Below are 23,526 nucleotides of genomic sequence, written 5' to 3' on the forward strand. Positions count from 1 at the left end.
CGCGCCTCTCCCCCTACTACCCACCAATTTAGGAGACTTACATGGCAGCAAAGGACGTAAGGTTTCACGATAGCGCCCGTGCGCGCATCATGGCTGGAGTGAATGTTCTGGCCGACGCGGTAAAAGTAACCCTGGGCCCGAAGGGCCGTAACGTAGTGCTGGAGCGCTCCTTCGGTGCGCCGACCGTCACCAAGGACGGTGTCTCGGTCGCCAAGGAAATCGAACTCAAGGACAAGTTCGAGAACATGGGCGCGCAGATGGTCAAGGAAGTGGCTTCCAAGACCTCCGACATCGCGGGCGACGGCACCACCACCGCCACGGTGTTGGCCCAAGCCATCGTGCAAGAAGGCATGAAGTACGTGGCCGCCGGCATGAACCCCATGGACTTGAAGCGCGGCATCGACAAGGCGGTCATCGCCATCGTGGCCGAGTTGAAGAAAATCTCCAAGCCCTGCTCCACCAGCAAGGAAATCGCCCAGGTGGGCTCCATCTCCGCCAACGCGGATGACGACATCGGCAAGATCATCGCCGATGCCATGGACAAAGTGGGCAAGGAAGGCGTCATCACCGTGGAAGACGGCAAGAGCCTGAACAACGAGCTCGACGTCGTGGACGGCATGCAGTTCGACCGCGGCTACCTCTCGCCCTACTTCATCAACACGCCCGACAAGCAAAGCGCCATGTTGGACAACCCCTACGTCCTGCTGCACGACAAGAAGATCTCCAACATCCGCGATCTTCTGCCCGTGTTGGAACAAGTCGCCAAGTCCGGCCGTCCCCTGCTGATCATCGCCGAGGAAGTGGAAGGCGAGGCACTCGCCACCTTGGTGGTGAACAACATCCGCGGCATTCTGAAGACTTGCGCCGTCAAGGCCCCTGGCTTCGGTGACCGCCGCAAGGCCATGCTGGAAGACATCGCCGCGCTGACTGGCGGCACCGTGATCGCCGAGGAAGTGGGCCTGTCACTCGAGAAAGCGACTCTGGCCGACCTCGGCCAAGCCAAGCGCATCGAAGTGGGCAAGGAAGAAACCACCATCATCGACGGACAAGGCGACACCAAGCAGATCGAAGGCCGCGTCAAGTCCATCCGCCAGCAAATCGACGAAACCAGCAGCGACTACGACCGCGAGAAATTGCAAGAGCGCGTCGCCAAACTGGCCGGTGGTGTGGCCCTCATCAAGGTGGGCGCCGCGACCGAAGTCGAAATGAAAGAGAAAAAAGCCCGCGTGGAAGATGCACTGCATGCCACCCGCGCCGCCGTGGAAGAAGGTATCGTCCCCGGTGGTGGTGTGGCCCTCATCCGCGCCCGCAGCGCGCTAGCCGCGATCAAGGGTGAGAACCCCGACCAGGATGCCGGCATCAAGATCGTCATCCGCGCCCTGGAAGAGCCCCTTCGCATGATCGTGGCCAACGCCGGTGCCGAACCTTCTGTCGTCATGAACAAGATCATGGAAGGCAAGGGTAGCTACGGCTACAACGCCGCCACCGAGAAATATGGCGACATGATGGAAATGGGCGTGCTGGATCCCACCAAGGTTGCGCGCTGCGCTCTGCAGAACGCCGCCAGCGTGGCCGGCTTGATCCTCACCACCGATGCCATGATTGCCGAGTCCCCCAAGGAAGAAAGCCACTCCTACGGCGGAGGCGGCCACGGCGGCATGGGTGGAATGGGCGGCATGGGCGGCATGGACATGTAATTGGGTCCAACCCTCCAGCAGTAAACGCAGTACAAGAGAGCCCCGCCCAGTGCTGGGCTCTTTCTTTTTACCCCTCATGCTATTGCCATGCTTGGGGACCGGCATTTTTAGTAATATGTTGCGCTTCCCTGTAGCCAGGGCCCATTCGCTGGCGGGCGGCACGGGGGCACAATCCATAAAACCGATTCGGGGAGAGCACTATGGCTGTAGCGTCCGCCGCTGTACAGGGTGAAGTCCGGCCCATGACCGCCGACGAGAAGAGAGTTATTTTCGCCTCGTCCCTGGGTACCGTATTCGAGTGGTACGACTTTTATCTGTTCGGCGTCATGGCGGCCATCATCGCCAAGAACTTCTTCTCCGCGCTGGACGATTCCACCCGGGTCATCTTCACTCTGCTGGCCTTCGCCGCGGGTTTCGCGGTGCGCCCCTTTGGCGCCATCGTGTTCGGGCGCCTGGGAGACCTCGTAGGCCGAAAGTACACCTTCTTGATCACCATCATGATCATGGGTACATCGACCTTCATCGTTGGCCTGCTGCCTAACTATGCTTCCATCGGGCTTGCGGCGCCCGTCATCCTCATCGCTCTTCGCCTGCTGCAAGGCTTGGCCCTGGGCGGCGAATACGGCGGCGCGGCCACTTACGTCGCCGAACACGCGCCCCATGGCAAGCGCGGTGCCTACACCGCTTGGATTCAAACCACCGCTACTGTCGGGTTGATGCTGGCACTTTTGGTCATCTTGGGAACCCGTACTGCCATGGGAGAAGAGGCCTTCACGGCTTGGGGCTGGCGCATTCCCTATCTGCTTTCCGTCATCCTGCTGGGCATTTCCGTGTGGATTCGTTTGCAGTTGAACGAGTCTCCCGCCTTCCAGAAAATGAAGAACGAAGGCAAGGGCTCGAAGGCGCCTCTAACGGAATCCTTCGGGCAATGGGCGAATTTGAAGATCGTGATTCTCGCCCTCGTCGGTTTGACAGCGGGGCAAGCGGTGGTCTGGTACACGGGCCAGTTCTACGCGCTGTTCTTCCTGGAGAAGATGGCCAAGGTGGACGGCCCCACGGCGAACATCCTCATCGCCGCGAGCCTGGTCATCGGCACGCCATTCTTTCTGCTGTTTGGCTCGCTCTCGGACAAGATCGGCCGCAAACCCATCATCATGGCGGGATGCTTGATCGCGGCTCTGACCTACTTTCCGCTCTTCAAAGCCCTCACGCACTACGCGAATCCGGACTTGGCCTCGGCACAGGCCAAGAGCCCCATCATGGTCAACGCCGACCCATCGCAATGCTCCTTCCAGTTCAATCCAACGGGAACGGCGAAGTTCACCTCCAGTTGCGACGTAGCCAAGGCCTACCTCGCGCAAAACGGCTTGGATTATCACAACACGAAAGTCGAGCCAGGTACCACGGCGTCGGTGAAGATCGGCGAGAAAGTCATCGCCGCCTACGACGGCAAGGCGCCTAACGCCAAGGAAGAGGGCGCCCGCTTCAAGAAGGAAATGGACACGGCGGTGAAAGAGGCCGGCTACCCCGCGAAGGCCGACCCCGAGAAGATGAATAAGCCGATGCTGATCTTGCTTCTCACCATCATGGTGATCTACGTCACCATGGTCTACGGCCCCATCGCCGCCATGCTGGTGGAGATGTTCCCCACCCGTATCCGTTACACCTCCATGTCGTTGCCCTATCACATCGGTAACGGCTGGTTCGGCGGCTTCCTCCCCGCCACCGCCTTCGCCATCGTGGCCGCCAACGGGGACATCTACTCCGGACTGTGGTACCCCATAGTGATCGCCGCCGGCACATTCGTCATCGGCATGCTCTTCGTGAAGGAGACCAAGGACGTCGATATCTACAAGCACGACTAGATAATCGGCCACCGGAGGGCCCCACCCGGCCCTCCAAACGCTTTTGTTTTAGCACCCGCGCGGCTAGAATGCGCGCCTTTCGCCAGAGGGTCTTTAGCGGGCGAAACGGCCAAGTAGCCCAGTTGGATGAGGCCGGACAAGCAAAAAGCCCTGCGGCTTGTTGCTTGCCTGCCGAATCCGAGCGCCATGCAGGGCGCGAGGCGGAAGAGCAGAGGACTGATAACTTGGCCGTGCATTTGGGCCAAGTTACGTCGTAGACTCACATTTCGCGAAACGCAATGTGATGTCGAAGACAAAATCCTTGTACCTTGCTTTCGCAGCACCCGTGGCCAAGTAGCTCAGTTGGTAGAGCAGAGGACTGAAAATCCTTGTGTCGGTGGTTCGATTCCGCCCTTGGCCACCATTAGCTCTAGCTTTTGGTAGAAGTATTCACTAACTCGCTTCTACAAAAAAACCGCACTCTTCTACAAAACGAAGAGCGATGGGCTCGGCGGCGCTCAACGAAGCGGCTTGACCTTGTCGCCCTTTCGGTTTCGCGTGTATTGCTACGTCATCTCTTGGTGCTTGTGTCCGAGCAGCTTCTGCGCGCGCGAGGTCTTCCATATCGGTTGCTGACTTCGCGCGAATATCCCTGAATTGGAACGAGACGCCAGCGGCCGCGCGAGCTTTGTCGAAGCGAGAGCGCAGCGCGAAGTAACTCAAGCGTTGGCCGTTCTGATTTTGTATCGTAGAAAGGCCCGTAGATTTTCGCGGCTTGTTCAACATGCGGTCAATCAAGCTAGAAAGTTAGCCGGTGACTTCGATGCGCAACTTCTTGCCGTTTTTTTTCTGCGTGATCCAGAGCACACCGTCATGCACGTCGGCGCGTTGCAGTTTGAGCACGTCAGCGGGCCGCTGTCCGGTGAGATAGGCGAGGCCCATCGCGTTTTGCACGTGAAGTGCGCTTTCTCGTAAACCGCGAGGAACTCTGCGTCTTCAATGTAGCGATCCCGGCCCGGCTCGCGGTTTCCCTTCGCGCCCGCGCACGGGTTCGGCGCATCGGTGTAGCCCCACTCCCTCGCGCAGTTGAATACGTGGCTCAGTAGCGCCTTTTCGCGGTTCGCGCGGGCCTTGGCTTTCACTGAAGGCTACGCACTGGTTTCCAGTTCTCGGGAATTCGAACGTGCATTGCAACGCTCTCTTGTCCGCCATGCGACACGAGGCGCCCTGCTGCGACGGTTGACCGAAGCGGGTCTGTGGGCGGGATGACAACGGGTACGTTTGTCGTTGCGCTCCACCAGTTCGAAACCATCCGCGCCAAACCGCTCCGGGAGCGCCAAGGGTCATAATGATGTTCCGAGATCACTCAGGTAAGAACCCATGACCCAACCCTTCCGAGTACTGCACATTGCTCCCGCCAAGTCGGAGGCCTTTGATATCTCCTCCATCGAACAGCAAAGCCGTGCGATTTTGCATGCGGGTGGGACGGTGATTCGTTATACGGGCCAGAGCACCGACGAGTTGGTGGCGGCGCTTCGGGATGTGGACGTGGCCTTGCTCCAAGGCCATGGATTCGACCGGGCTGCGTTCAACGCCATGGGATTGCACGGCCGCTGCAAGGGACTGGTTTCCTTTGGCCATGGTTACGATCACTTGGATCTGGAGGCGGCGGCACAAAACGGTGTCGTGCTGGCCAATACCGCCTCGTTCGGCACCGAGGAAGTGTCGAACCATACGATGATGCACTTCCTGGTGTGCGCGCGAAAATTCGTTCTGCACGACAAGCTGGTGCGAAGCGGGACTTGGACTCGCAAGAACTTGGGGACCATGGGCCATGTCGCGGGCGAGACCTTTGGCATCGTGGGCCTGGGCGATATCGGCCGCGCGGTGGCGCGCAAGGCCAAGGCTTTCGGCCTGCACGTGATTGCCTACGATCCCTACGTCGCGTCCTGGGATGCGCTGGAGAGTGGCGTTGAGATGGTGGGCACGCTCGAAGCATTGTGCCGGCGGTGCGATTACCTAAGCGTGCACGTTTATCTCAACGCCGAGACCCGCTATCTGATAAGTAAGCCGCAGTTCGCCGTCATGAAGCCCACCGCCTACCTCATCAACTGCTCGCGCGGCGGCGTGGTCGATGAAGGCGCCCTCATCGAAGCGCTCAATGAAAAACGCGTCGCGGGCGCGGGGCTCGATGTGTTCGAGAAGGAGCCCGTGGATCCCAACAATCCGCTGCTCAAAATGGACAACGTCTCGGTGACCAATCATTACGCGAGCTATTCGGAAGTGGCATGGGAACGGGCACAAACACAGTTGGGCGAGGAGGCAGTGAGAATCGCCACGGGCATGTGGCCCATGTCGCACATCAACCCCGGCGTGCGCCACGTGATCCCGCCACGCACGGCAGCCCGGTCTTGGGAGGTGCTGGCTCCCGAGTTATCGGCGCCACGCCATCGCTGAATCGCCAGGAGGGCTCCCGGTTGGGGGGAGATTTCTAAAGTAGCACCGCAATCTGCCGAACAAGCGGTGCCATGTCACAAAATCCAGAGTCCCATCCGCCAATCGAGACCGAGGAGCCCCCGCGGGAGGGCGTCTCGGGAACCATGGAATTTCTCATTGGGAGAATGCGGCGCAATGGGGACTTCCCCGCGCTTTCGAGCACCATAAGCGCGGTGAGCAAGGCAGCAGCATCGGAAATGGAGGGCATCTCCGCGCTCGCTGGCAACATTCTCAAGGACTTTTCCTTCACGCAAAAGCTGCTGAAGCTGGTGAACACCGCTCACTTTGGCCGTTTCGGCGGCACGGTCAGCACGATCTCGCGGGCCATCATGGTGATGGGTTTCGACCAAATTCGTACCCTTGCGGTGACCTTGTTGCTATTCGAGCATTTGCAGAACAACGCGCAGGCGGACGACCTCAAGGATGAGGTGCTGTCGGCCTACTTCAGTGCGCTCATCGCTCGCGACTTGGTGTCGAAGGCTGGCGTGCGGAATTCGGAGGATGCTTTCATCTGCGCCATGTTTAGCCGGCTAGGTAAGCTTCTGGTGACTTTCTATCTGTACGACGAGCGCCTCGCGATCGAGCGTGCGATAAGCGCTGGCGCCAGCGAAGAGTCCGCATCCATCCAGGTTCTGGGAATTTCCTATAGCGAGGCCGGAATGGGGGTGGCGAGCTCCTGGGGCTTTCCGGATAAGCTGGTTGCCTCCATGCGGCCTTTGCCGGAAAGCGAGATTCGCAAGCCTGCCGGGGATACGTCGCGTCTGTGCGTGCTATCGGAGTTGTCCTCCAGCCTAACGCAGCTCATCCGCGATGTGCCTCTCAGCAAACGCCAAGAAAGCGTCAAGGCCATGGTGGCGCGGTTCGGAAAAGGCTTGGGTATCACTGAGCAACACCTGGACGGCGCGGTGCTCAATACGGTGAACGAGATCGCCCGCGACGCCGGGATACTGAATTTTCGCACGGACAAAAGCGCTCTCTTCGATAAAGCCCGTAAATGGTCAGTGAAAGCCAAGACAAAATCCGGCAACGATAGCGAGGCCGGTCTGCCAATGGAGGCCGTGCTCCTGGACGGCTCCAAGACGACCAGCGCGCCCGCCGCCGGGGCGGCTTCGGGCGCGGCCAGGCAAGCCATATTGAGCGCGGGATTCCAAGACATCAGCAACGCTTTGGTAGGTGATTTCAACCTCAACGATGTCTTGCGCATCATTCTCGAAACCATGTACCGCGGTCTCGGATTCACGCGCACCATCCTTTGTGCCCTGGATCCGAAGAGCGATTCCCTCAAGGCTCGTTTCGGTTTCGGGCAAGACGTGGATCAAATCATTCGTGCAGGCTTTTCCATTTCTCTCTCGCCCGCGCGCGATGTGTTCCACGCCGCCATCAGCAAAGGCGCGGACATCTACATCGATGATGTGCAAAGCGAACGCATACGAGATCACATTCCTGGGTGGTACCAGCAACTCATTCCCGCCAAATCCTTTGCGCTATTTCCCGTGATGATCGCCAAGAAGCCCGTGGGGTTGTTCTACGGGGATGCGAACACCGCGAAATCCCTGCGCCTGGAGGCCGGCGACATGGCGCAACTCAAGACGCTACGCAACCAGGCGGTACTCGCGATCAAATCTCAGAGCGCGTAACGCGTTACGTGAGCCTCTCGGCGGCAGCCGGAGGGATCTCTCGCCCGCCTTGCGTGCGCCGCTGGCGGCAGGGCACGACGAAAGTAAACACCGAGCCTCCCGCTGGATTGTGAGAGGCGTTAATGTAGCCTTCGTGCTGGCGCAAGATCTCGCTGCATGCCGCCAGATTGAGCCCTGCTCCGCCCACCCCATGGGCGTCATTCCCAACCGGGTGTTCGAAGACCCGCTCCAGCTCACCCCCTGGAATACTCGTACCCTCGTCGGTGACACTCACTTCGGCGGCTTCCAAGATTCCCATGTACTGCGCCCCATGTCCTTCGGGTAGCCAGGACTGCGCGACACGCACCGCAATACGCTTGCCCGCCGGGGTGAATTCGTGCGCATTGGACAGGAGGATCCGCATCACTTGCCGGATGCGCTCCGGATCGCACCAGGCATATACCGGGAAGCTGGAGCATTCCAAGACGATATTGACTCCGCGCCGCACCGCCACCGCGCTTAGTTCGTCCGCCGCCGCGCGTACGATGGCATTCATCTCGTGAATGCCGAAAGCGCTAACCCCCGCGCTTAGCTTGGAGATGCCGAGCAGCTCGCCCAGCGAAGACAGCAAGCGCTGCCCAACCTCATCGATCTTGCTGGCGAGAAACTCGGAATTGGGTTGAGCTCCAACGGCTACCCGCGGGACATGAACGGTATGGGGATTGGCTTCCAACTCGCGCACGCGTGACTGAAGTTGCTTGACCTCAACCTCGGCGGCGGCGATATCCGTGGCGTCTCGTATCACGCAAAGAAACATCCGCTCTTCGCCGAACATCGTCTCGCTCACGGCGGTCTCCATGGGGAATTCCTGGCCGCCGGCACGAAGACCGGCTAATATGGGCAGCGGAACAGACGTGTCTTGCAAGCCGCGCTCCCATAGGCCGCGATTCTTCTCCGGCATCAACGCGCGGAGATTCTGGCCCGGCAACTCTGATTGCTCGAATCCAAACATGCGGCAGGCGGCGGCATTGGAGGATTGAATAACGCCCTGTTGGTTGGCGATGACCACGCGCGCGCTCAGGGAATCGAACAGGACTTCAAGCCTCTCTTCGATCTCCTTGCCCGCGGCCTCCGCATGTTCGGCTCGCTTCAGCGCTTCCTGCAACGCTTGCGCGGATTCCTTCGCCTGCGAAATATCTTGCACTACCCCAATGAAACGCGACAGCCGGTCTTGTTCTCGAATGGGCACCATCTTGATGCGAACCCATTTGACCCAGTCGTCGTCCTTGTGAATACGGTGTTCGCTTTCAAATTCCGTCCCGCGAATGAGCGCGGTCTGAAAAGCCTGCGCCACGGCTTGCCGGTCGTCGGGATGAATGCGCCTCGACCAACCCCAGTCTTGCGCTTGGTCCTGGGTTAACTCAACCAACGCTTCGCAGCGCTTGTTAAGGCGCACGGTTTTACTGTCGGAGGAGATCTCCACGATGGCTACCGGGGCATGGTCATGGACGATCTTCAACTCATCGGTTCTAACCCCAAGCTGCTGCTCCAGGTCTTGGGCGGATTCCTTCAAACGCCGGTTCGTCCTCGACAAGCGCAGCATGAGGACGAAAGGGGAAAAACTCGCCACGAGAGCGCTAACGCCCAATACATTGGCCCAGATCCATGCTGTGGTATCCCGGCTCAGGCGCGCGCTCAGCTCCCAAGTGCGCCCAAACACTTGAAGACTCACCGATGCGTGGGCGAAATTGTCCGGCTTCACTCCGGTGGAGGGCGGGTAACTTGCAAGTGGCAACGACCCGCGTTGGCCTTCACCCGCATCTCGTATTTCGATCTGCTGGCGCGTGGTTTCGGGGTTCTCGGTGGCGCGCAAGAAATCCGTGGCGGAGAACGCACTGAAGACCCAGCCCCGTACCATCCCCAAGGGCCGCCACACGCTGGGTCCGATATCCGATTCCCAATAGACGGGGAAGTACAGCATCGCCACGGGGTTCGAGTCTTTCTCCCGAGCGAGGGTAATCGGCGCGGAGAGTACCGCAGCATTTGCCTCGCCTGCCCGCGCCATGGCGGCTTGAAGGGTTGGTTCCGTCCACATATCGAAGCCCGCCATGCGGGCATTGGCGCCTTCCCCCGGTTCCAACAGGAGTAGCGGCGCGTAGACCTCGCGCTTGCCCGAGGGATAGATGTTGAAGTCCCGCAGCTTTTGCTCGCGCATGCGGTTGGTGAGTTCATCTTTTTGCCTGCGCGAAATGACCTCCGCGAAACCCAGGGTCCCAGGCCCGTGCGAGGGAAGATCCAGCCGGGACGCATACTTTCTCCAGCGCTCCCGCCTCACGTTGGCGTCACCTTCGAACAATGCGCTGGCACCCGCCAGAACCTGCTCGTGGGAGCGCATGCGCTCCCACGAGCTTGAGCCGCATCTCATTTACGTAGCTCTGGGCGCGCACCTGGTCTGCATTCCTAGCGTGATGCAGGGCGCCCCACCACACGCCAGCCGTGATCGATAGCGATGCAAGCAACACACTCCATGCCACGCGGTGGCGGCGTAGACTCGATGTCATGCTGGCACCTGGCCGCGCACTTACCTCCATTCGTTCGTTCATGTTTTCGCTCTAACTCGCCGAGAAGAACTTCCCACGTCTATTACGGCGGCATCCGGCGGTTCCGAAGCCCCGCAACGGATCGTCCGGGGAGGATTTTTGTTAATCCGTATCCAAAAGCAGACGGATGGATGCCCGCGCCGGAACGGCGTCAGCGGGCAGAGGCGGCGGCGATCAGTGCCAGCAGATCCGCGCCATAACGGTCCAGTTTCGCCGTGCCGATGCCGCTGATTCCAGCAAGCGCCCGCAAGTTGTGAGGTTGCTGGCTCGCGATTTCCGCTAAGGTCTTGTCGTGCAAGATTACGAAGGCAGGTACGCCTTGCACGCGGGCCTGTTCCCGGCGCCATGTTTTCAGTTTCTCAAGCAACGCCATTCCCCCGGTAGATAGGTCCGCGGCTCCCGCGGATACCGCAGGCCGTTCGCGGCGCTTCCTGGGCGGATCGGTATGCCGCATTTGCAAGTGCTCGCCGCCCTTGAGCACCGGGCGGCTGGCATCGCACAGTTTCAGAGCCCCGTGAGATTCGTGATCCACCCGGACATAGCCCAGCGCCACCAACTGGCGGAAGATGCCGCGCCAGGCGATATCGCTCAAATCGGCGCCGATGCCGAAGACGCTCAGCTTCTCGTGACCCCAGCGCGTGACGCGGTCATTGGCTTTGCCGCGTAGAACGTCAATGACGTGAATGGCGCCAAAGCGCTGGCCCGTTCGGTAGATGGCGGAAAGAGCCTTGCGCCCGACCTCGGTGGCGTCCCAGGTATGAGGCGGGTTGAGGCAGGTGTCGCAATTTCCGCAAGGCGCGCTGTCTTCACCAAAATAACTCAGCAGCCGCACACGGCGGCAACCCGCTGTTTCGCACAAGCCCAGCAAGGCATCGAGCTTGGCGGCGCGCACGCGTTTGAATTCCTCGCCGGCGTCCGATTGGTCGATAAGCCGGCGCTGTTGCACCACGTCGGCGAGGCCGTAGGTCATCATCGCGCTGGCTGGTAACCCGTCGCGCCCCGCGCGGCCAGTCTCCTGGTAATACGCTTCAATGCTCTTGGGCAGATCGAGATGAACCACGAAACGCACGTCGGGTTTGTCGATGCCCATGCCGAAGGCGATGGTGGCCACCATCACAATCCCGTCTTCCATCTGAAACAGGGACTGGTGCTTGGAACGCTGCGCGGTTTCCATGCCGGCGTGGTAGGGCAAGGCCGCAATGCCTTGCTGCCCGAGCCAGTGCGCGGTCTCATCGACCTTGCGACGCGATAGGCAGTAGACGATACCGGCTTCCCCCGCGTGTTCTTCCCGGATGAAACGCAGCAGTTGCGCGCGCGCATCGGTTTTGTCGGTGATGCTATAGCGGATGTTGGGGCGGTCGAAGCTGGACACGTACTCACGCGCCTTGCCGAGTACCAAGCGGTCCAGGATTTCCTTGCGCGTTTGCGGATCCGCCGTGGCCGTGAGCGCGATGCGCGGCACGCCAGGAAAGCGCTGGTGCAGAATGGATAGTTGCAAGTACTCAGGGCGAAAATCGTGGCCCCACTGCGACACGCAATGCGCCTCGTCGATGGCGAAGAGCGCGATCTTTATACGCTCCAAGAGTTCGATGCAGCCGTGGGTGGTCAAGCGCTCCGGAGCGATATAGAGCAAGTCCAATTTGCCGCCGAGCATGGCTTGCTCGGTGGCTCTGGATTGCGCGAAGTCTTGCGTGGAATTGAGAAAGGCCGCGCGCACGCCCACTTGTTTCATGGCCGCTACCTGGTCCTGCATCAAGGCGATGAGGGGCGAAATCACCACGCCCGTGCCCTCGCGCAGAAGGGAGGGAAGCTGGTAGCACAGGGATTTTCCGCCGCCCGTGGGCATTAGCACCAGGGCATCGCCTCCGGCCACGACGTGATCGACGATTTCGGCCTGAGCCCCGCGAAACTCGGGAAAACCGAAAGTCTCGCGCAGAAGCTTCAAGGCGGACGATTGAGGCTGGGAGGTGTGTTGCATGGAGCGGCATTATCGGGCAACACCTTGCGTGTTCGGTCGTCTGCGCCGGTGTGAGAGGTGCACCCGCCAGGCGCCCCGTGCCCTATAATTCAAAGACTTGAGAATTTCCGCTGAACACCTCACCCAAACCGTGGCCCAATCCCAGCAGCTATTCGCCCTTGGCGTGAATCATAAGACCGCTCCCCTGGACGTACGGGAGCGCATCGCCTTTTCGGCCGAGACGCTGCCCGTGGCGCTGAGAAACTTCGCCGATACCGAGGGGATAGGTGAAGCCGCTATCGTCTCCACCTGCAACCGGACGGAGGTGTATTGCAACGGAGGCGACGCCGAGAAAGCCGTGCGCTGGCTCGCCGGTTATCGCCAATTGAAGCCGCAACAAGTCGAACCTTTCGTCTATCTGCTGCCGCAAGAAGGTGCCGTCAACCACGCCATCCGGGTCGCGAGTGGGTTGGATTCCATGGTTCTCGGCGAACCGCAAATCCTGGGGCAGATGAAGCAGGCGGTGCGCTCCGCGGAGAAAGCCGGCACGCTGGGGTCGGTGCTGCACAAATTCTTTCAGCTCACATTCTCCATCGCCAAGGACGTGCGTAGCCAAACCGATATCGGCGCCAACTCGGTGTCCATGGCGGCGGCCTCGGTGAAACTGGCGGAACGCATCTACCCGGCCATCGGCGAGCAGCGCATCTTGTTCATCGGTGCCGGGGAAATGATCGAGCTGTGCGCCACCCATTTCGCCGCTCAGCACCCACGTGGCACCACCTTCGCAAACCGCACCTTGGAGCACGCCCAGGAACTCGCGAAACGCTTCGAGGGCAGCGCGCGGGCATTGAGCGATCTTCCGAGCTATATCGCCGCCCACGACATCATCGTCACCTCCACCGCAAGCCCTCTGCCCATTATCGGTAAGGGGTTGGTGGAGCGCGCCCTGAAGGCACGGCGCCACCGGCCGGTGTTGATGATCGATCTCGCCGTGCCGCGCGACGTGGAAGCCGAAGTGGGCACATTGGATGACGTGTTTCTCTATACCGTGGACGATTTGGGCAAGGTGGTCGAACAAGGGTTCGAGTCGCGCAAGGCGGCGGTATCCAAAGCCGAGACCATCATATCCGCGGGCGTGGTGGATTTCATGCAATGGCTGGAAAGCCGCAAGAGCGTGCCTGCTATTCGCGCGTTGCGCGACCAAGCCGAGCGTGCGCGCCGCAATGAGTTGTCGCGCGCCATCAAACGCCTGTTACGCGGCGATGCACCCGAGGAGGTGCTCGAGGCGCTTAGCCGTTCCCTAACGAACAAATTGATTCACCCGCCCACCGCCGCGCTGCACCGGACTCCCGGCCAAGACGAGCAACGCGCCCTCGTCGAGCGCATTTACCAACTGAACCGCGGCGAATGAAACCCACCATAGCCTCCAAGCTCGCCCAACTCTCGGCGCGCTTGGAGGAGTTGAATGGCCTGTTGAGTGCCGAAGGCATCACGGCCGACATGGATAATTACAAGAGGCTCACCAAGGAGCACGCCGAAGTGGCGCCCCTGGTGGAGTTGTATCGCACCTACCAGCACACCTTGAAGAACATCGAGTCCGCCGAGCTGATGCTTTCGGATCCGGAAATGAAGGAACTGGCGCAGGAAGAAATCCTGTCCAACCGCGCGCGGGTCAACCAGTTGGAAGATGAGTTGCAGCAAAGATTGCTCCCCAAGGATGCGAACGACGAGCGCAACATCTATCTCGAAATTCGCGCCGGTACTGGAGGAGACGAATCCGCGCTCTTCGCGGGCGATTTGTTTCGCATGTATACGAGATTCGCGGAGCGCAGGCGCTGGAGCGTGGAGGTCGTGTCGCAGAGCCTCGGCGACGTGGGCGGTTTCAAGGAAATCATCGTTAGCATTGCCGGCCAAGGCGTCTACTCGCGCCTCAAGTTCGAGTCCGGCGGTCACCGCGTGCAGCGCGTCCCGGCAACCGAGGCCCAAGGCCGCATCCACACCAGCGCCTGTACCGTGGCCATCATGGCGGAGGTGGATGAAATCAGCGACGTCACCATCAATCCGGCGGATTTGCGTATCGATACTTTCCGCGCTTCGGGCGCTGGCGGCCAGCACGTGAACAAGACCGAATCGGCCATCCGGCTCACTCACCTGCCCACGGGCATCGTGGTGGAATGCCAGGACGACCGCTCGCAGCACAAGAACAAGGAGCGCGCGATGTCGCTACTCGCCGCGCGCATCAAGGACAAGCAGGTACGCGAGCAGCAGGCCAAGGAAGCGGCCACGCGCAAATCCCTAGTGGGCAGCGGTGAGCGCTCCGACCGCATTCGCACCTATAACTTTCCGCAGGGGCGCGTGACGGACCACCGCATCAACCTCACGCTGTACAAAATCGACGCCATCATGGATGGTGACCTCGGCGAGATCTTGGACGCCCTGTCGGCCGAACACCAGACCGAGCAGCTCGCCGCCATGGCCGAAGAACAGGCGGCTTAGGACCTCTGAGCCCTCCTGCCTCCCTCGCCGCCCTGCTCACTAGAGATGCCTCACGCATCGCGCAGGCTCTAGGCCTTGCCCCGGAGGACGCGGCGAACGAAGCGCAAATCCTGCTGGCCAGCGCCGCGAGAAAATCTCGCGCATGGGTCATGGCGCACGGACAGGATGCTCCAAGTGTCTTGGGCTCAACCCCCTACGAGCAATGGATCGCCAGGCGCGTTGGAGGGGAGCCCATCGCCTACATCCTTGGCCGCCGTGAGTTTTACGGCCTCGAATTGGAAGTCGGCGAACATGTTCTCATTCCCAGGCCCGAGACCGAGCTCCTGGTTGATCTAGCCCTTGACCATCTGCGCGAAGCCCGGCCATGCAAGGTGCTCGACCTTGGCACCGGTAGCGGCTGCATCGCGATCGCCATCGCCGCCCATGCGCCGCATTGCCATGTGCTGGGCACTGATTCATCGTTGGAGGCCTTGAGCACCGCCGCGCGAAATATTCAGCGGCATGGCCTGGAGAACGTGGACTTGCTGCATAGCGATTGGTACGTAGCGCTAGGCGCGATGCGCTTCGGCGTCATCGTCTCCAATCCGCCCTATATCGCGGCCGCTGACGCGCATCTCACCCAGGGCGATTTGCGTTTCGAACCGCAGGGGGCGCTAACCCCGGGCACTAAGGGCCTCGAAGCGATCGAGCGCATCGTCACCGGCGCACAGGGTTTTCTGAGAGAAGACGGCAGGCTCATGATCGAGCACGGTCATGACCAAGCTCAGGCGGTGCGTGAGATCCTTGAGCGGAACGGTTTTCAGGGCGTAACGGCCGCACGTGACCTTGCCGGAATCGCACGGATAGCCATGGGGCGCATGCGTCCCGATTGACAGATGCCCGGCCAGTCCTTAAGGTAGCCCCCATCGCGCCGATTTGTCCGTGATTGCGGGCGCGTAATAAGTGCGGCTAAAACTCGGGAGCACCAAGCCCGATTGCCTATTACCGGTAGCTTCGGGCTTTTTTGTTGTTGGATAGATTCGAGATGAACAAAACCACACAGCGCCTCCACGATCTCCTGGGGGAACGCATCCTTCTGCTGGATGGTGCCATGGGCACCATGATCCAGGGCCACGGGCTGGACACGCATCACTACCATGGTGACCGCTTCCACGACCACCATTGCGACCAGAAGGGCAACAATGACTTGCTCACCCTGACCCAGCCAAAGGTCATCGCGAGCATTCACCAGGCCTACCTCGAAGCCGGCGCGGACATTCTGGAGACCAACACCTTCAACTCCTCCCGCATCTCCATGGCGGACTACTACATGGAGGATCACATCCTTGAACTCAACCGCGAGGGAGCCCGGCTGGCGCGCCAGCTCGCGGACGAATATTCCAAGAGCACGCCCCATAAGCCACGCTTCGTGGCGGGCGTACTGGGGCCCACGAACCGCACCGCCTCCCTCTCGCCCGATGTGAACGACCCTGGCGCCCGGAACGTGAGTTTCGACGAACTGGTGGCCGCCTACGGCGAGGCGGTCGAAGGGTTGGTGCAAGGCGGCTCTGACTTGATTCTCGTGGAAACCGTGTTCGACACCTTGAACTGCAAGGCCGCCTTGTTCGCCGCCAGCGAGCACTTCGAACGCCATGGCATGGTGCTGCCTTTGATTATCTCCGGCACCATTACCGATCTTTCCGGGCGTACTTTGTCCGGCCAGACGGTGGAGGCTTTCTGGAACTCCGTCTCGCACGCCAAGCCCTTCGCGATCGGACTGAACTGTGCCCTGGGCGCCAAGGAATTGCGGCCCTACATCGCCGAGCTTGCGCGCTTGGCGGATACTTTTGTGTCCATCCATCCCAACGCTGGCCTGCCTAATGCGTTCGGCGAGTACGACGAAACGCCGGCCCAGATGTCCGCTCTTCTGGACGAATTCGCGCGCGAGGGATTCTTCAACATCGTGGGAGGCTGCTGCGGCACGCGCCCCGAGCACATTCGCGCCATTGGCGATGCGGTCAAGAGCAGTGCTCCGCGCGCAGTGCCGGCAATCGAGAAGAAACTCCGCTTGTCCGGACTCGAGCCCCTCAACATAGGCGACGACTCGCTGTTCGTGAACGTGGGCGAGCGTACCAATGTCACGGGCTCCAAGGCCTTCGCGCGGCTCATCCTGTCCTCCAACTACAAGGACGCGCTCACGGTCGCGCGCCAGCAGGTGGAAAACGGCGCGCAGATGATCGACGTGAACATGGACGAGGGCATGCTCGACTCCAAGGCGGCCATGGTCACCTTCTTGAACCTCATCGCCTCGGAACCGGATATCTCCCGCGTGCCGCTGATGATCGATTCCAGCAAATGGGACGTGATCGAAGCGGGCTTGAAGTGCGTGCAAGGCAAGGCGGTGGTCAACTCCATCAGCATGAAGGAAGGCGAAGCGGAGTTCCTGCGCCAAGCCAAATTGGTGCGCCGTTACGGCGCCGCGGCCATCGTCATGGCCTTCGACGAGCAAGGCCAGGCCGATACTCTGCAAAGGCGCAAGGACATCTGCGCCCGCGCCTACGATCTGCTCGTGAACCGGGTGGGATTCCCGCCCGAGGACATCATCTTCGATCCCAACATTTTCGCCGTGGCCACCGGCATCGAAGACCATAACAACTACGGCGTGGATTTCATCGATGCCACGCGCCATATTCGAGCGCACTTGCCCTACGCGAAAGTGAGTGGCGGCGTATCCAACGTGTCCTTCTCCTTCCGCGGCAACGAGCCCGTGCGCGAGGCCATCCACACCGCTTTTCTTTACCACGCCATCCAGGCCGGCATGACCATGGGCATCGTCAACGCCGGGCAGATTGGCGTGTACGCGGAAATTACCAAGGACTTGCTGGAGCGCGTTGAAGACGTGCTGCTCAACCGGCGGCCCGACTCCACCGAGCGCCTAGTGGCGTTCGCGGAATCCTTCAAGGGCCAGGGCAAGTCCGTGACGGAAGACTTGGCTTGGCGCAATGCCCCGGTCAACGAGCGCTTGGCTCACGCGCTGGTGAAAGGCATAGACACGTATGTCGTCGAAGATACGGAAGAGGCGCGGCTCCAATTCGCGCGGCCCATCCAAGTCATCGAAGGCCCGCTGATGGACGGGATGAACGTGGTGGGCGATCTCTTCGGTGCCGGCAAGATGTTTCTGCCCCAGGTGGTCAAGTCCGCGCGCGTGATGAAGCAGGCGGTGGCTCATCTCGTGCCCTATATCGAGGCGGAAAAGCAAGCGAGCGGCGACAAAACCAGCAAGGGCAAGATCGTGCTCGCCACGGTGAAGGGCGACGTCCACGATATCGGCAAGAACATCGTTGGCGTCGTTCTTCAATGCAACAACTTCGACGTGGTGAACCTGGGCGTCATGGTTCCCGCGCAGAAAATTCTCGACACAGCCATCGCCGAAAAAGCCGACATCATCGGCCTCTCGGGCCTGATCACGCCATCGCTCGAAGAGATGTCCCACGTTGCCAAGGAAATGCAGCGCCAAGGTTTCACCATTCCTCTGTTGATCGGCGGCGCGACCACCTCGCGCGTGCACACGGCCGTGAAGATCGAACCCGGCTACCACGGCCCCACTGTTTGGGTGCCCGATGCTTCGCGCAGCGTGGGCGTTTGCACGAGCTTGATCAGCGGCGAACTTCGCGGGGATTACGTCACGAAGGTAAAGGCGGAATCCCATCGCGTTCGCGAGCAACACAAGGGCAAGAAAGGCCAAGGGCCGTACTACACCATCGCGCAAGCCCGCGAGCATGGTGTGAAAACCGACTGGTCCGCGTATTCCCCGCCCGTACCCAAGCGGCTAGGCCTCATGCAATTCAACGATTACTCTTTGCAAGAGATCAGCGAGGTCATCGACTGGACACCGTTCTTCCAAACCTGGGAGCTGGCGGGCCGATATCCCAAAATCCTGCAAGACGAAGTCGTGGGTGAAACCGCCCGCAACCTTTTCGCCGATGCGCAAGCCATGTTGAGGCGCATCATCGAGGAAAAGTGGTTGAGCGCCCATGGGGTCATCGGTTTGTTTCCGGCCAATCGCGTCGATGGGACGGATGATATCGAGGTCTATGCGGACGACGTTCGTTCGCATGTCATCTCCCGCTTCCACTTCCTGCGCCAGCAGATGCAAAAGCCCGTGGACCGCGCCAATCTGTCTCTGGCGGATTACATCGCGCCGAAGTCGTTGGGAAAGAAAGACTACATCGGCGCCTTCGCCGTCACCAGCGGCACCGGCATCGACACTCGCGTGGCGGCCTATGAAGCCAAGCACGACGACTACAACTCCATCCTGCTCAAAGCCTTGGCGGACCGCCTCGCGGAAGCCTTCGCCGAGCTCATGCACCGCCGCGTGCGCCGCGAATTCTGGGGCTACGCCACGGATGAAGAAATTTCAGTGGAATATCTGATCGCCGAAAAATACCGAGGCATCCGTCCCGCGCCCGGCTACCCCGCTTGTCCCGATCATACCGAGAAGGGCGCGTTGTTTTCACTGCTTGAGGCCGAAGCCCGCGCGAAGATGAAACTGACCGAAAGCTACGCGATGCTCCCCGCCGCCGCGGTCAGCGGCTTCTACTTCTCTCATCCAGAGGCTCACTACTTCGCCGTCGGCCGCATCGATCAAGACCAAGTGAAGGAATACGCCCAGCGCAAGGGAAAACCCTTGGAGGAGGCGGAGCGCTGGCTGGCGCCGAATCTCAACTACGAGAGAACGCAGAAGGTGGCGGTGTAAGAGGCGCTGTGATTTCGTGCATTGGCGGCTTGCAGATGCGCAGTGACCATCGCAGCTTCGGCAACATCGGGGCGGGCAGTAGGCATGCGGCGACATGACCCCTGCGCCAAACTATGCCGGTTTCGGCTTCCTTGCTTTGAGCGGAAGGGCTTCCCGCTCCGTCGGCAGAGCATTGAATTCGGGGTCTTTGTGGATCAACAAGGCGCCCTGCTCCTGGGCGCAAGCGGCAATCCAGGCATCCGCGAGCGACAAGGAATACTCTGCCTTCATTCGCGCGCCAGTTCGTCGCGGCGCGCGGCGAGCAGCCGTTTCGTGGCGCCGCCTTTGCCTTGCCCGCGAAATGCCTCCACCGGATTGGCGCGCACCGGCACCACGCGGATCGTGCCATTTTCCAGTATCCACTCCAGGCGGTCTGCCGGGCTTAAACGAAATTGGCGGCGGATAGCCGCCGGAATGACGGTCTGCCCGCGATCAGTAATGGTGCTTCTCATGACGCCTCCAGGATGAATTACAAATCAATCTAAAGTGTAATTCAGCTCCTGCGTGTTCGCAATACGAATCGATTCCGGGAAGAGAGCGTTATCGGCTCGGGCGCGGTGTTGAGGCGCTGCCGGTTGCGATCCTGAACAAGATTTCGCAGGATTAATTGCGTACCGGTGCAAACCCATGACACAACGTCACCACGGCTTCCCACAGGAGTCCATGGGACCAGTCCAACTCGGCAAAGTGATACCATCGGCGCTAACTTTGAACTTGCCGGTATTGCATTGACGATCCATGGAATCCTTCTTTACTGTTACCTATTGCTGTGTTCGGTTGGTGCGCTGACCCCGGCCTGGGCGGACGCACCCAGCCGCATTCATCACTACCGCCTTGAAGCCGATGAAGGATTGACTACCCTGAAGGCACGGGCATGTTTTAACGGAGCGCCGCCACTATACTTGGTAGCGGAATCCCTGGATGCCTCCACCGCGCTTAAGGAGGCGCGCATCGAGGGCAGTCGCCGTGACCTTGAACCCAACGGCACGGAACTCAAGCTGAAGGGCGCGGCACGCGATACCTGTGTTCTGTATACGGTGGACATTTCTCCCTCCGCGGCACGCCATGAACGCGGTGGTAACTTGAGCGGCTGGGCGGGCGACGATCTGGTGGTGGACGTCGGCCGTTGGTTTTGGCGCCCGCAGACGCTCGCGGCGGATGAGGATATCCGGCTGGAGTTCGTGCTGCCCGAAGGAGTGGCTATATCCGCGCCGTGGAAGCGCGATGAAGGCAGGGGAGGCGCGAACTTTCGTGCCGGGCATACTCCCGCGGATTGGCCTGCGGTGGTGGCTTTTGGCCGGTTCAAGGAAAACGTCATCGCCGTTCCAGGTGCGACATTGCGGGTCGCGGTGCTGGGCGTGACACCGAAGATCGATGCTGCCCAGATCGCCGAATGGGTGCGCAACGCCGCGCTCGGCGTCACCACGGTCCACGGCAAGTTTCCGGTGCCTGAAGCGCGCGTGTTGGTGGTCCCCAACGCCCAAGGCAATGAACCGGTGCCCTGGGCCTTTGTGCAGCGAGGCGGCGGCCCGTCCGCGCAATTTCTCATCAACCACCGCTTGCCGGCCGAGGCCTTCGTATCCGATTGGACCTTGTTCCACGAGCTGGCCCATCTGCTCTTGCCTTACATCGGTTCACAGGATGCCTGGTTGTCGGAGGGAGTGGCCAGTTATTATCAAAATTTGTTGCGCGCGCGCCGCGGAGTCATCACGCCGCTGGATGCCTGGCAACGCTTGCACGCGGGATTCGAGCGCGGGCGCAAGAGCCAGATCGGCGTGACGCTGGCCGATGCCACGGAGCGCATGTATCTCAACGCCGGCTTCATGCGCGTGTATTGGCAAGGCGCGGCCATCGCGCTGCTGGCCGATTACAGGCTGCGCGTGCAAGGCCACCACTCCCTCGACAGCGCGCTGGGGGGGCTGGCTCGGTGCTGCTTGCCTTCGGATAAAACCTGGAGCGGGCGCGAGGTGTTGGAACGACTGGATGCCATCACCAGCACTTCAGTTTTTACCGAACTGTATGACCGCTATATTCGCTCGGAAGCGTTTCCGGATTTGAGCGAGGTCTACCAGGGATTGGGATTGCAGGTACAGGATAAGGAATTGCGGTTCACGGAGGGTTCACCGCACACCGCGTTGCGCGATTCGATGATGAGCATCCATGATTGAAGCTCTGGTGGCCTATCTGCACTACACCTCGGTCATCGTCATGGGAGCCGCGCTGTTCACGGAGTACTCGCGCTGCCACGAGGATATGCAACCGCCTGATATCCGCGTTCTGGCAAGGGTTGACGTGGTGTACTTCATCGCCGCCATCGCCGTGTCGGCTACCGGCCTCGCACGCGTGTTTCTGCTGGGGAAAGGTGTTGCGTACTACTTCCACAATCCGGTTCTCTATATCAAGCTCGCACTGTTCCTGGCGGTGGGCCTGCTGTCGATTCCGCCCACCTTGCAGTTCATCCGGTGGAACCGGGCCTTGAAGAGCGGGCAAGGGCGCATTCTCAACGGCGACCAGATCAGCGCCACGCGCCATTACTTGATCGCCGAACTCATCGTTTTTCTTTTCATTCCGCTCGCGGCAGTGATGATGGCGCGAGGCTTCGGCATTCAGGCTACGCCACCATGAACCCCATGTGTTTCTTACCGGCCTCTGATCTTGCCTCGATGATTCGCCGCAAGGAGGTCTCTTGCGAGGAGGTAATGCGGACTCATCTTGAACACATTGACCGCATTAACCCGGTGGTAAACGCCATCGTGACCCTGGTGCCAGATCAAGCGATGCAAGGGGCGCGAGAGGCCGACCGCCAAATCGCTCGCGGTGATGCTCTGGGTCCGTTGCATGGGTTGCCGGTGGCCCACAAGGACTTGATGGTCACGAAAGGCATTCGCACCACCTTCGGCTCGCCCATCTTCAAGGACTTCGTGCCCGAAGAGGATGGACTTATCGTGGAGCGATTGCGCGCGGCGGGGGCTATCACCCTGGGCAAGACCAACACGCCGGAATTTGGCGCAGGCTCTCAGACATTCAACGCCGTGTTCGGGGCCACGAAGAATCCCTACGATCTTACCAAGACATGCGGCGGCAGCAGCGGCGGTGCGGCCGTGGCGCTCGCCTGTGGCATGGTGCCCATCGCGGACGGGAGCGATCTGGGAGGGTCTCTGCGTAACCCCGCGAGCTTCTGCAATATCGCGGGGTTTCGCCCTTCGCCAGGGAGGGTGCCCAATTGGCCCGTGCTCAACGCCTACTACCCCCTCTCCGTGGTGGGGCCCATGGCACGCACGGTTCAAGATCTGACCCTCATGTTGAGCGCCATCGCCGGGCCGGATGCACGGGCGCCACTCTCCATCGCGCAGCCCGCTTCGGTCTTTGCGCAATCGCTGGGGCGAGATATCAAGGGGGTCAAGATTGCGTGGGGTTCGAATCTCGGTGGCTTCGAGGTAGACAGGCGCGTGAGCGCGGTGCTCGATAGTCACCGCCACGTGCTGGAGGATCTCGGTTGCATCGTGGAAAAGGCCCATCCGGATTTTCGGGATGCGGATGAAATTTTTCAGGTGCTGCGTGCCTATGCCTTCGAAACCAACTTTGGCGAGTTACTGCCTTCCCACCGCCACCAGATGAAGGAGACCGTCGTCTGGAACATCGAGGCCGGACGCAAGCTCACCGGCGCGCAAGTGGGCCGCGCCGAGGCCAAGCGCACGGCGCTCTACCACCGGGTGCGAACGTTTATGGAACAATACGAGTACCTGGTGCTGCCAGTGGTGCAGGTTCCGCCCTTCGATATCGCCCAGGAGTACGTCACGCGGATCAACGGGCATAAGATGCAAACCTACATCGATTGGATGCGCTCCTGCTACTACATCACCGTGACGGGCTGCCCGGCCATCTCGGTGCCGTGCGGATTCACCGAGGAAGGCCTTCCCGTGGGGTTGCAGATCGTGGGAAGGCACCAACAGGATTTCGCCGTATTGCAATTGGCCTATGCATTCCAGGAACAAGTGCCATACTGGAAGCGCAGGCCCGCGATGTTCAACTGACTCTCTCGAACC

The 23,526-nt window shown here is 60.6% G+C and carries 15 protein-coding genes, 1 tRNA gene and 1 pseudogene; 12 read left to right on the forward strand and 5 right to left on the reverse strand.

What is annotated here, in order from left to right; all coding sequences use genetic code 11:
* The first annotated feature begins 41 nt into the window (after positions 1 to 41).
* From groL to EXR36_00475, 3 genes are all read left to right on the forward strand, one after another.
* The gene (groL, locus tag EXR36_00465; protein MSQ58153.1) at positions 42 to 1,697 is read left to right on the forward strand and encodes a chaperonin GroEL; all 1,656 of its coding nucleotides are present in this window, start codon (positions 42 to 44) and stop codon (positions 1,695 to 1,697) included.
* Positions 1,698 to 1,939: 242 nt separating this feature from the next.
* The gene (locus EXR36_00470) at positions 1,940 to 3,562 is read left to right on the forward strand and encodes an MFS transporter (GenBank protein MSQ58154.1); all 1,623 of its coding nucleotides are present in this window, start codon (positions 1,940 to 1,942) and stop codon (positions 3,560 to 3,562) included.
* A 327-nt stretch (positions 3,563 to 3,889) separates the two neighbouring features.
* A tRNA-Phe gene (locus tag EXR36_00475) sits at positions 3,890 to 3,965 on the forward strand.
* Between the two features lie 142 nt (positions 3,966 to 4,107).
* On the opposite strand, the pseudogene EXR36_00480 reads toward EXR36_00475, so the two are convergent.
* Positions 4,108 to 4,483: pseudogene (locus EXR36_00480) on the reverse strand (integrase).
* A gap of 438 nt (positions 4,484 to 4,921) precedes the next feature.
* On the opposite strand from EXR36_00480, the gene EXR36_00485 reads away from it, so the two are divergent.
* Both EXR36_00485 and EXR36_00490 read left to right on the forward strand, forming a co-directional pair.
* A complete protein-coding gene (locus EXR36_00485; GenBank protein ID MSQ58155.1) occupies positions 4,922 to 5,998 on the forward strand; it encodes a C-terminal binding protein in 1,077 nt (358 codons plus the stop codon).
* Between the two features lie 71 nt (positions 5,999 to 6,069).
* A complete protein-coding gene (locus tag EXR36_00490) occupies positions 6,070 to 7,674 on the forward strand; it encodes a GAF domain-containing protein (GenBank protein ID MSQ58156.1) in 1,605 nt (534 codons plus the stop codon).
* A gap of 4 nt (positions 7,675 to 7,678) precedes the next feature.
* Here the strand turns inward: EXR36_00490 and EXR36_00495 are convergent, their stop codons facing one another.
* Positions 7,679 to 10,078: a PAS domain S-box protein gene (locus EXR36_00495; protein ID MSQ58157.1), complete on the reverse strand. Its 2,400-nt coding sequence runs from the start codon at positions 10,076 to 10,078 to the stop codon at positions 7,679 to 7,681.
* Positions 10,079 to 10,404: 326 nt separating this feature from the next.
* Positions 10,405 to 12,231: a DNA helicase RecQ gene (gene recQ, locus EXR36_00500; GenBank protein ID MSQ58158.1), complete on the reverse strand. Its 1,827-nt coding sequence runs from the start codon at positions 12,229 to 12,231 to the stop codon at positions 10,405 to 10,407.
* Between the two features lie 130 nt (positions 12,232 to 12,361).
* Here recQ and EXR36_00505 point away from each other — a divergent pair, with 130 nt between their 5' ends.
* From EXR36_00505 to metH, 4 genes are all read left to right on the forward strand, one after another.
* Positions 12,362 to 13,621 (forward strand): glutamyl-tRNA reductase, encoded by a 1,260-nt coding sequence (locus EXR36_00505; protein ID MSQ58159.1) that lies wholly within the window; start codon positions 12,362 to 12,364, stop codon positions 13,619 to 13,621.
* Positions 13,618 to 14,706, forward strand: coding sequence for a peptide chain release factor 1 (prfA, locus tag EXR36_00510; protein ID MSQ58160.1), 1,089 nt, complete (start codon positions 13,618 to 13,620; stop codon positions 14,704 to 14,706). Before EXR36_00505 ends, prfA begins: the two co-directional genes overlap by 4 nt.
* A gap of 5 nt (positions 14,707 to 14,711) precedes the next feature.
* Positions 14,712 to 15,578, forward strand: a complete 867-nt coding sequence (gene prmC / locus EXR36_00515) for a peptide chain release factor N(5)-glutamine methyltransferase (GenBank protein ID MSQ58161.1) — start codon at positions 14,712 to 14,714, stop codon at positions 15,576 to 15,578.
* A gap of 152 nt (positions 15,579 to 15,730) precedes the next feature.
* Positions 15,731 to 19,441, forward strand: coding sequence for a methionine synthase (gene metH, locus EXR36_00520; protein MSQ58162.1), 3,711 nt, complete (start codon positions 15,731 to 15,733; stop codon positions 19,439 to 19,441).
* Positions 19,442 to 19,552: 111 nt separating this feature from the next.
* Here metH and EXR36_00525 read toward each other — a convergent pair whose 3' ends face one another.
* Both EXR36_00525 and EXR36_00530 read right to left on the reverse strand, forming a co-directional pair.
* Positions 19,553 to 19,711 (reverse strand): PIN domain-containing protein, encoded by a 159-nt coding sequence (locus EXR36_00525; GenBank protein MSQ58163.1) that lies wholly within the window; start codon positions 19,709 to 19,711, stop codon positions 19,553 to 19,555.
* The gene (locus EXR36_00530; protein ID MSQ58164.1) at positions 19,708 to 19,932 is read right to left on the reverse strand and encodes an AbrB/MazE/SpoVT family DNA-binding domain-containing protein; all 225 of its coding nucleotides are present in this window, start codon (positions 19,930 to 19,932) and stop codon (positions 19,708 to 19,710) included. Before EXR36_00530 ends, EXR36_00525 begins: the two co-directional genes overlap by 4 nt.
* A gap of 276 nt (positions 19,933 to 20,208) precedes the next feature.
* Here EXR36_00530 and EXR36_00535 point away from each other — a divergent pair, with 276 nt between their 5' ends.
* The 3 genes from EXR36_00535 to EXR36_00545 are packed head-to-tail and all read left to right on the forward strand — an operon-like array spanning position 20,209 to position 23,514.
* Entirely contained in the window at positions 20,209 to 21,648 is a 1,440-nt protein-coding gene (locus EXR36_00535; GenBank protein MSQ58165.1) for a hypothetical protein, read from the forward strand.
* Positions 21,641 to 22,105, forward strand: a complete 465-nt coding sequence (locus EXR36_00540; protein ID MSQ58166.1) for a DUF2214 family protein — start codon at positions 21,641 to 21,643, stop codon at positions 22,103 to 22,105. The genes EXR36_00535 and EXR36_00540 overlap by 8 nt, the downstream gene beginning before the upstream one ends.
* Entirely contained in the window at positions 22,102 to 23,514 is a 1,413-nt protein-coding gene (locus EXR36_00545; protein MSQ58167.1) for an amidase, read from the forward strand. The genes EXR36_00540 and EXR36_00545 overlap by 4 nt, the downstream gene beginning before the upstream one ends.
* The last annotated feature ends 12 nt before the right edge of the window (positions 23,515 to 23,526 follow it).

The sequence above is a fragment of the Betaproteobacteria bacterium genome (assembly GCA_009693245.1).
Taxonomy (GTDB): Bacteria; Pseudomonadota; Gammaproteobacteria; order Burkholderiales; family SHXO01; genus SHXO01.

What these genes read in the sequence shown, in the direction of transcription:
- recQ (MSQ58158.1), bottom strand. Translation starts at nt 12,231, where the DNA reads ATGCAACACACCTCCCAGCCTCAATCGTCCGCCTTGAAGCTTCTGCGC.
- EXR36_00525 (MSQ58163.1), bottom strand. Translation starts at nt 19,711, where the DNA reads ATGAAGGCAGAGTATTCCTTGTCGCTCGCGGATGCCTGGATTGCCGCT.
- EXR36_00490 (MSQ58156.1), top strand. Translation starts at nt 6,070, where the DNA reads ATGTCACAAAATCCAGAGTCCCATCCGCCAATCGAGACCGAGGAGCCC.
- prfA (MSQ58160.1), top strand. Translation starts at nt 13,618, where the DNA reads ATGAAACCCACCATAGCCTCCAAGCTCGCCCAACTCTCGGCGCGCTTG.
- groL (MSQ58153.1), top strand. Translation starts at nt 42, where the DNA reads ATGGCAGCAAAGGACGTAAGGTTTCACGATAGCGCCCGTGCGCGCATC.
- EXR36_00495 (MSQ58157.1), bottom strand. Translation starts at nt 10,078, where the DNA reads ATGAGATGCGGCTCAAGCTCGTGGGAGCGCATGCGCTCCCACGAGCAG.
- EXR36_00545 (MSQ58167.1), top strand. Translation starts at nt 22,102, where the DNA reads ATGAACCCCATGTGTTTCTTACCGGCCTCTGATCTTGCCTCGATGATT.
- EXR36_00540 (MSQ58166.1), top strand. Translation starts at nt 21,641, where the DNA reads ATGATTGAAGCTCTGGTGGCCTATCTGCACTACACCTCGGTCATCGTC.
- metH (MSQ58162.1), top strand. Translation starts at nt 15,731, where the DNA reads ATGAACAAAACCACACAGCGCCTCCACGATCTCCTGGGGGAACGCATC.
- EXR36_00530 (MSQ58164.1), bottom strand. Translation starts at nt 19,932, where the DNA reads ATGAGAAGCACCATTACTGATCGCGGGCAGACCGTCATTCCGGCGGCT.
- EXR36_00485 (MSQ58155.1), top strand. Translation starts at nt 4,922, where the DNA reads ATGACCCAACCCTTCCGAGTACTGCACATTGCTCCCGCCAAGTCGGAG.
- EXR36_00470 (MSQ58154.1), top strand. Translation starts at nt 1,940, where the DNA reads ATGACCGCCGACGAGAAGAGAGTTATTTTCGCCTCGTCCCTGGGTACC.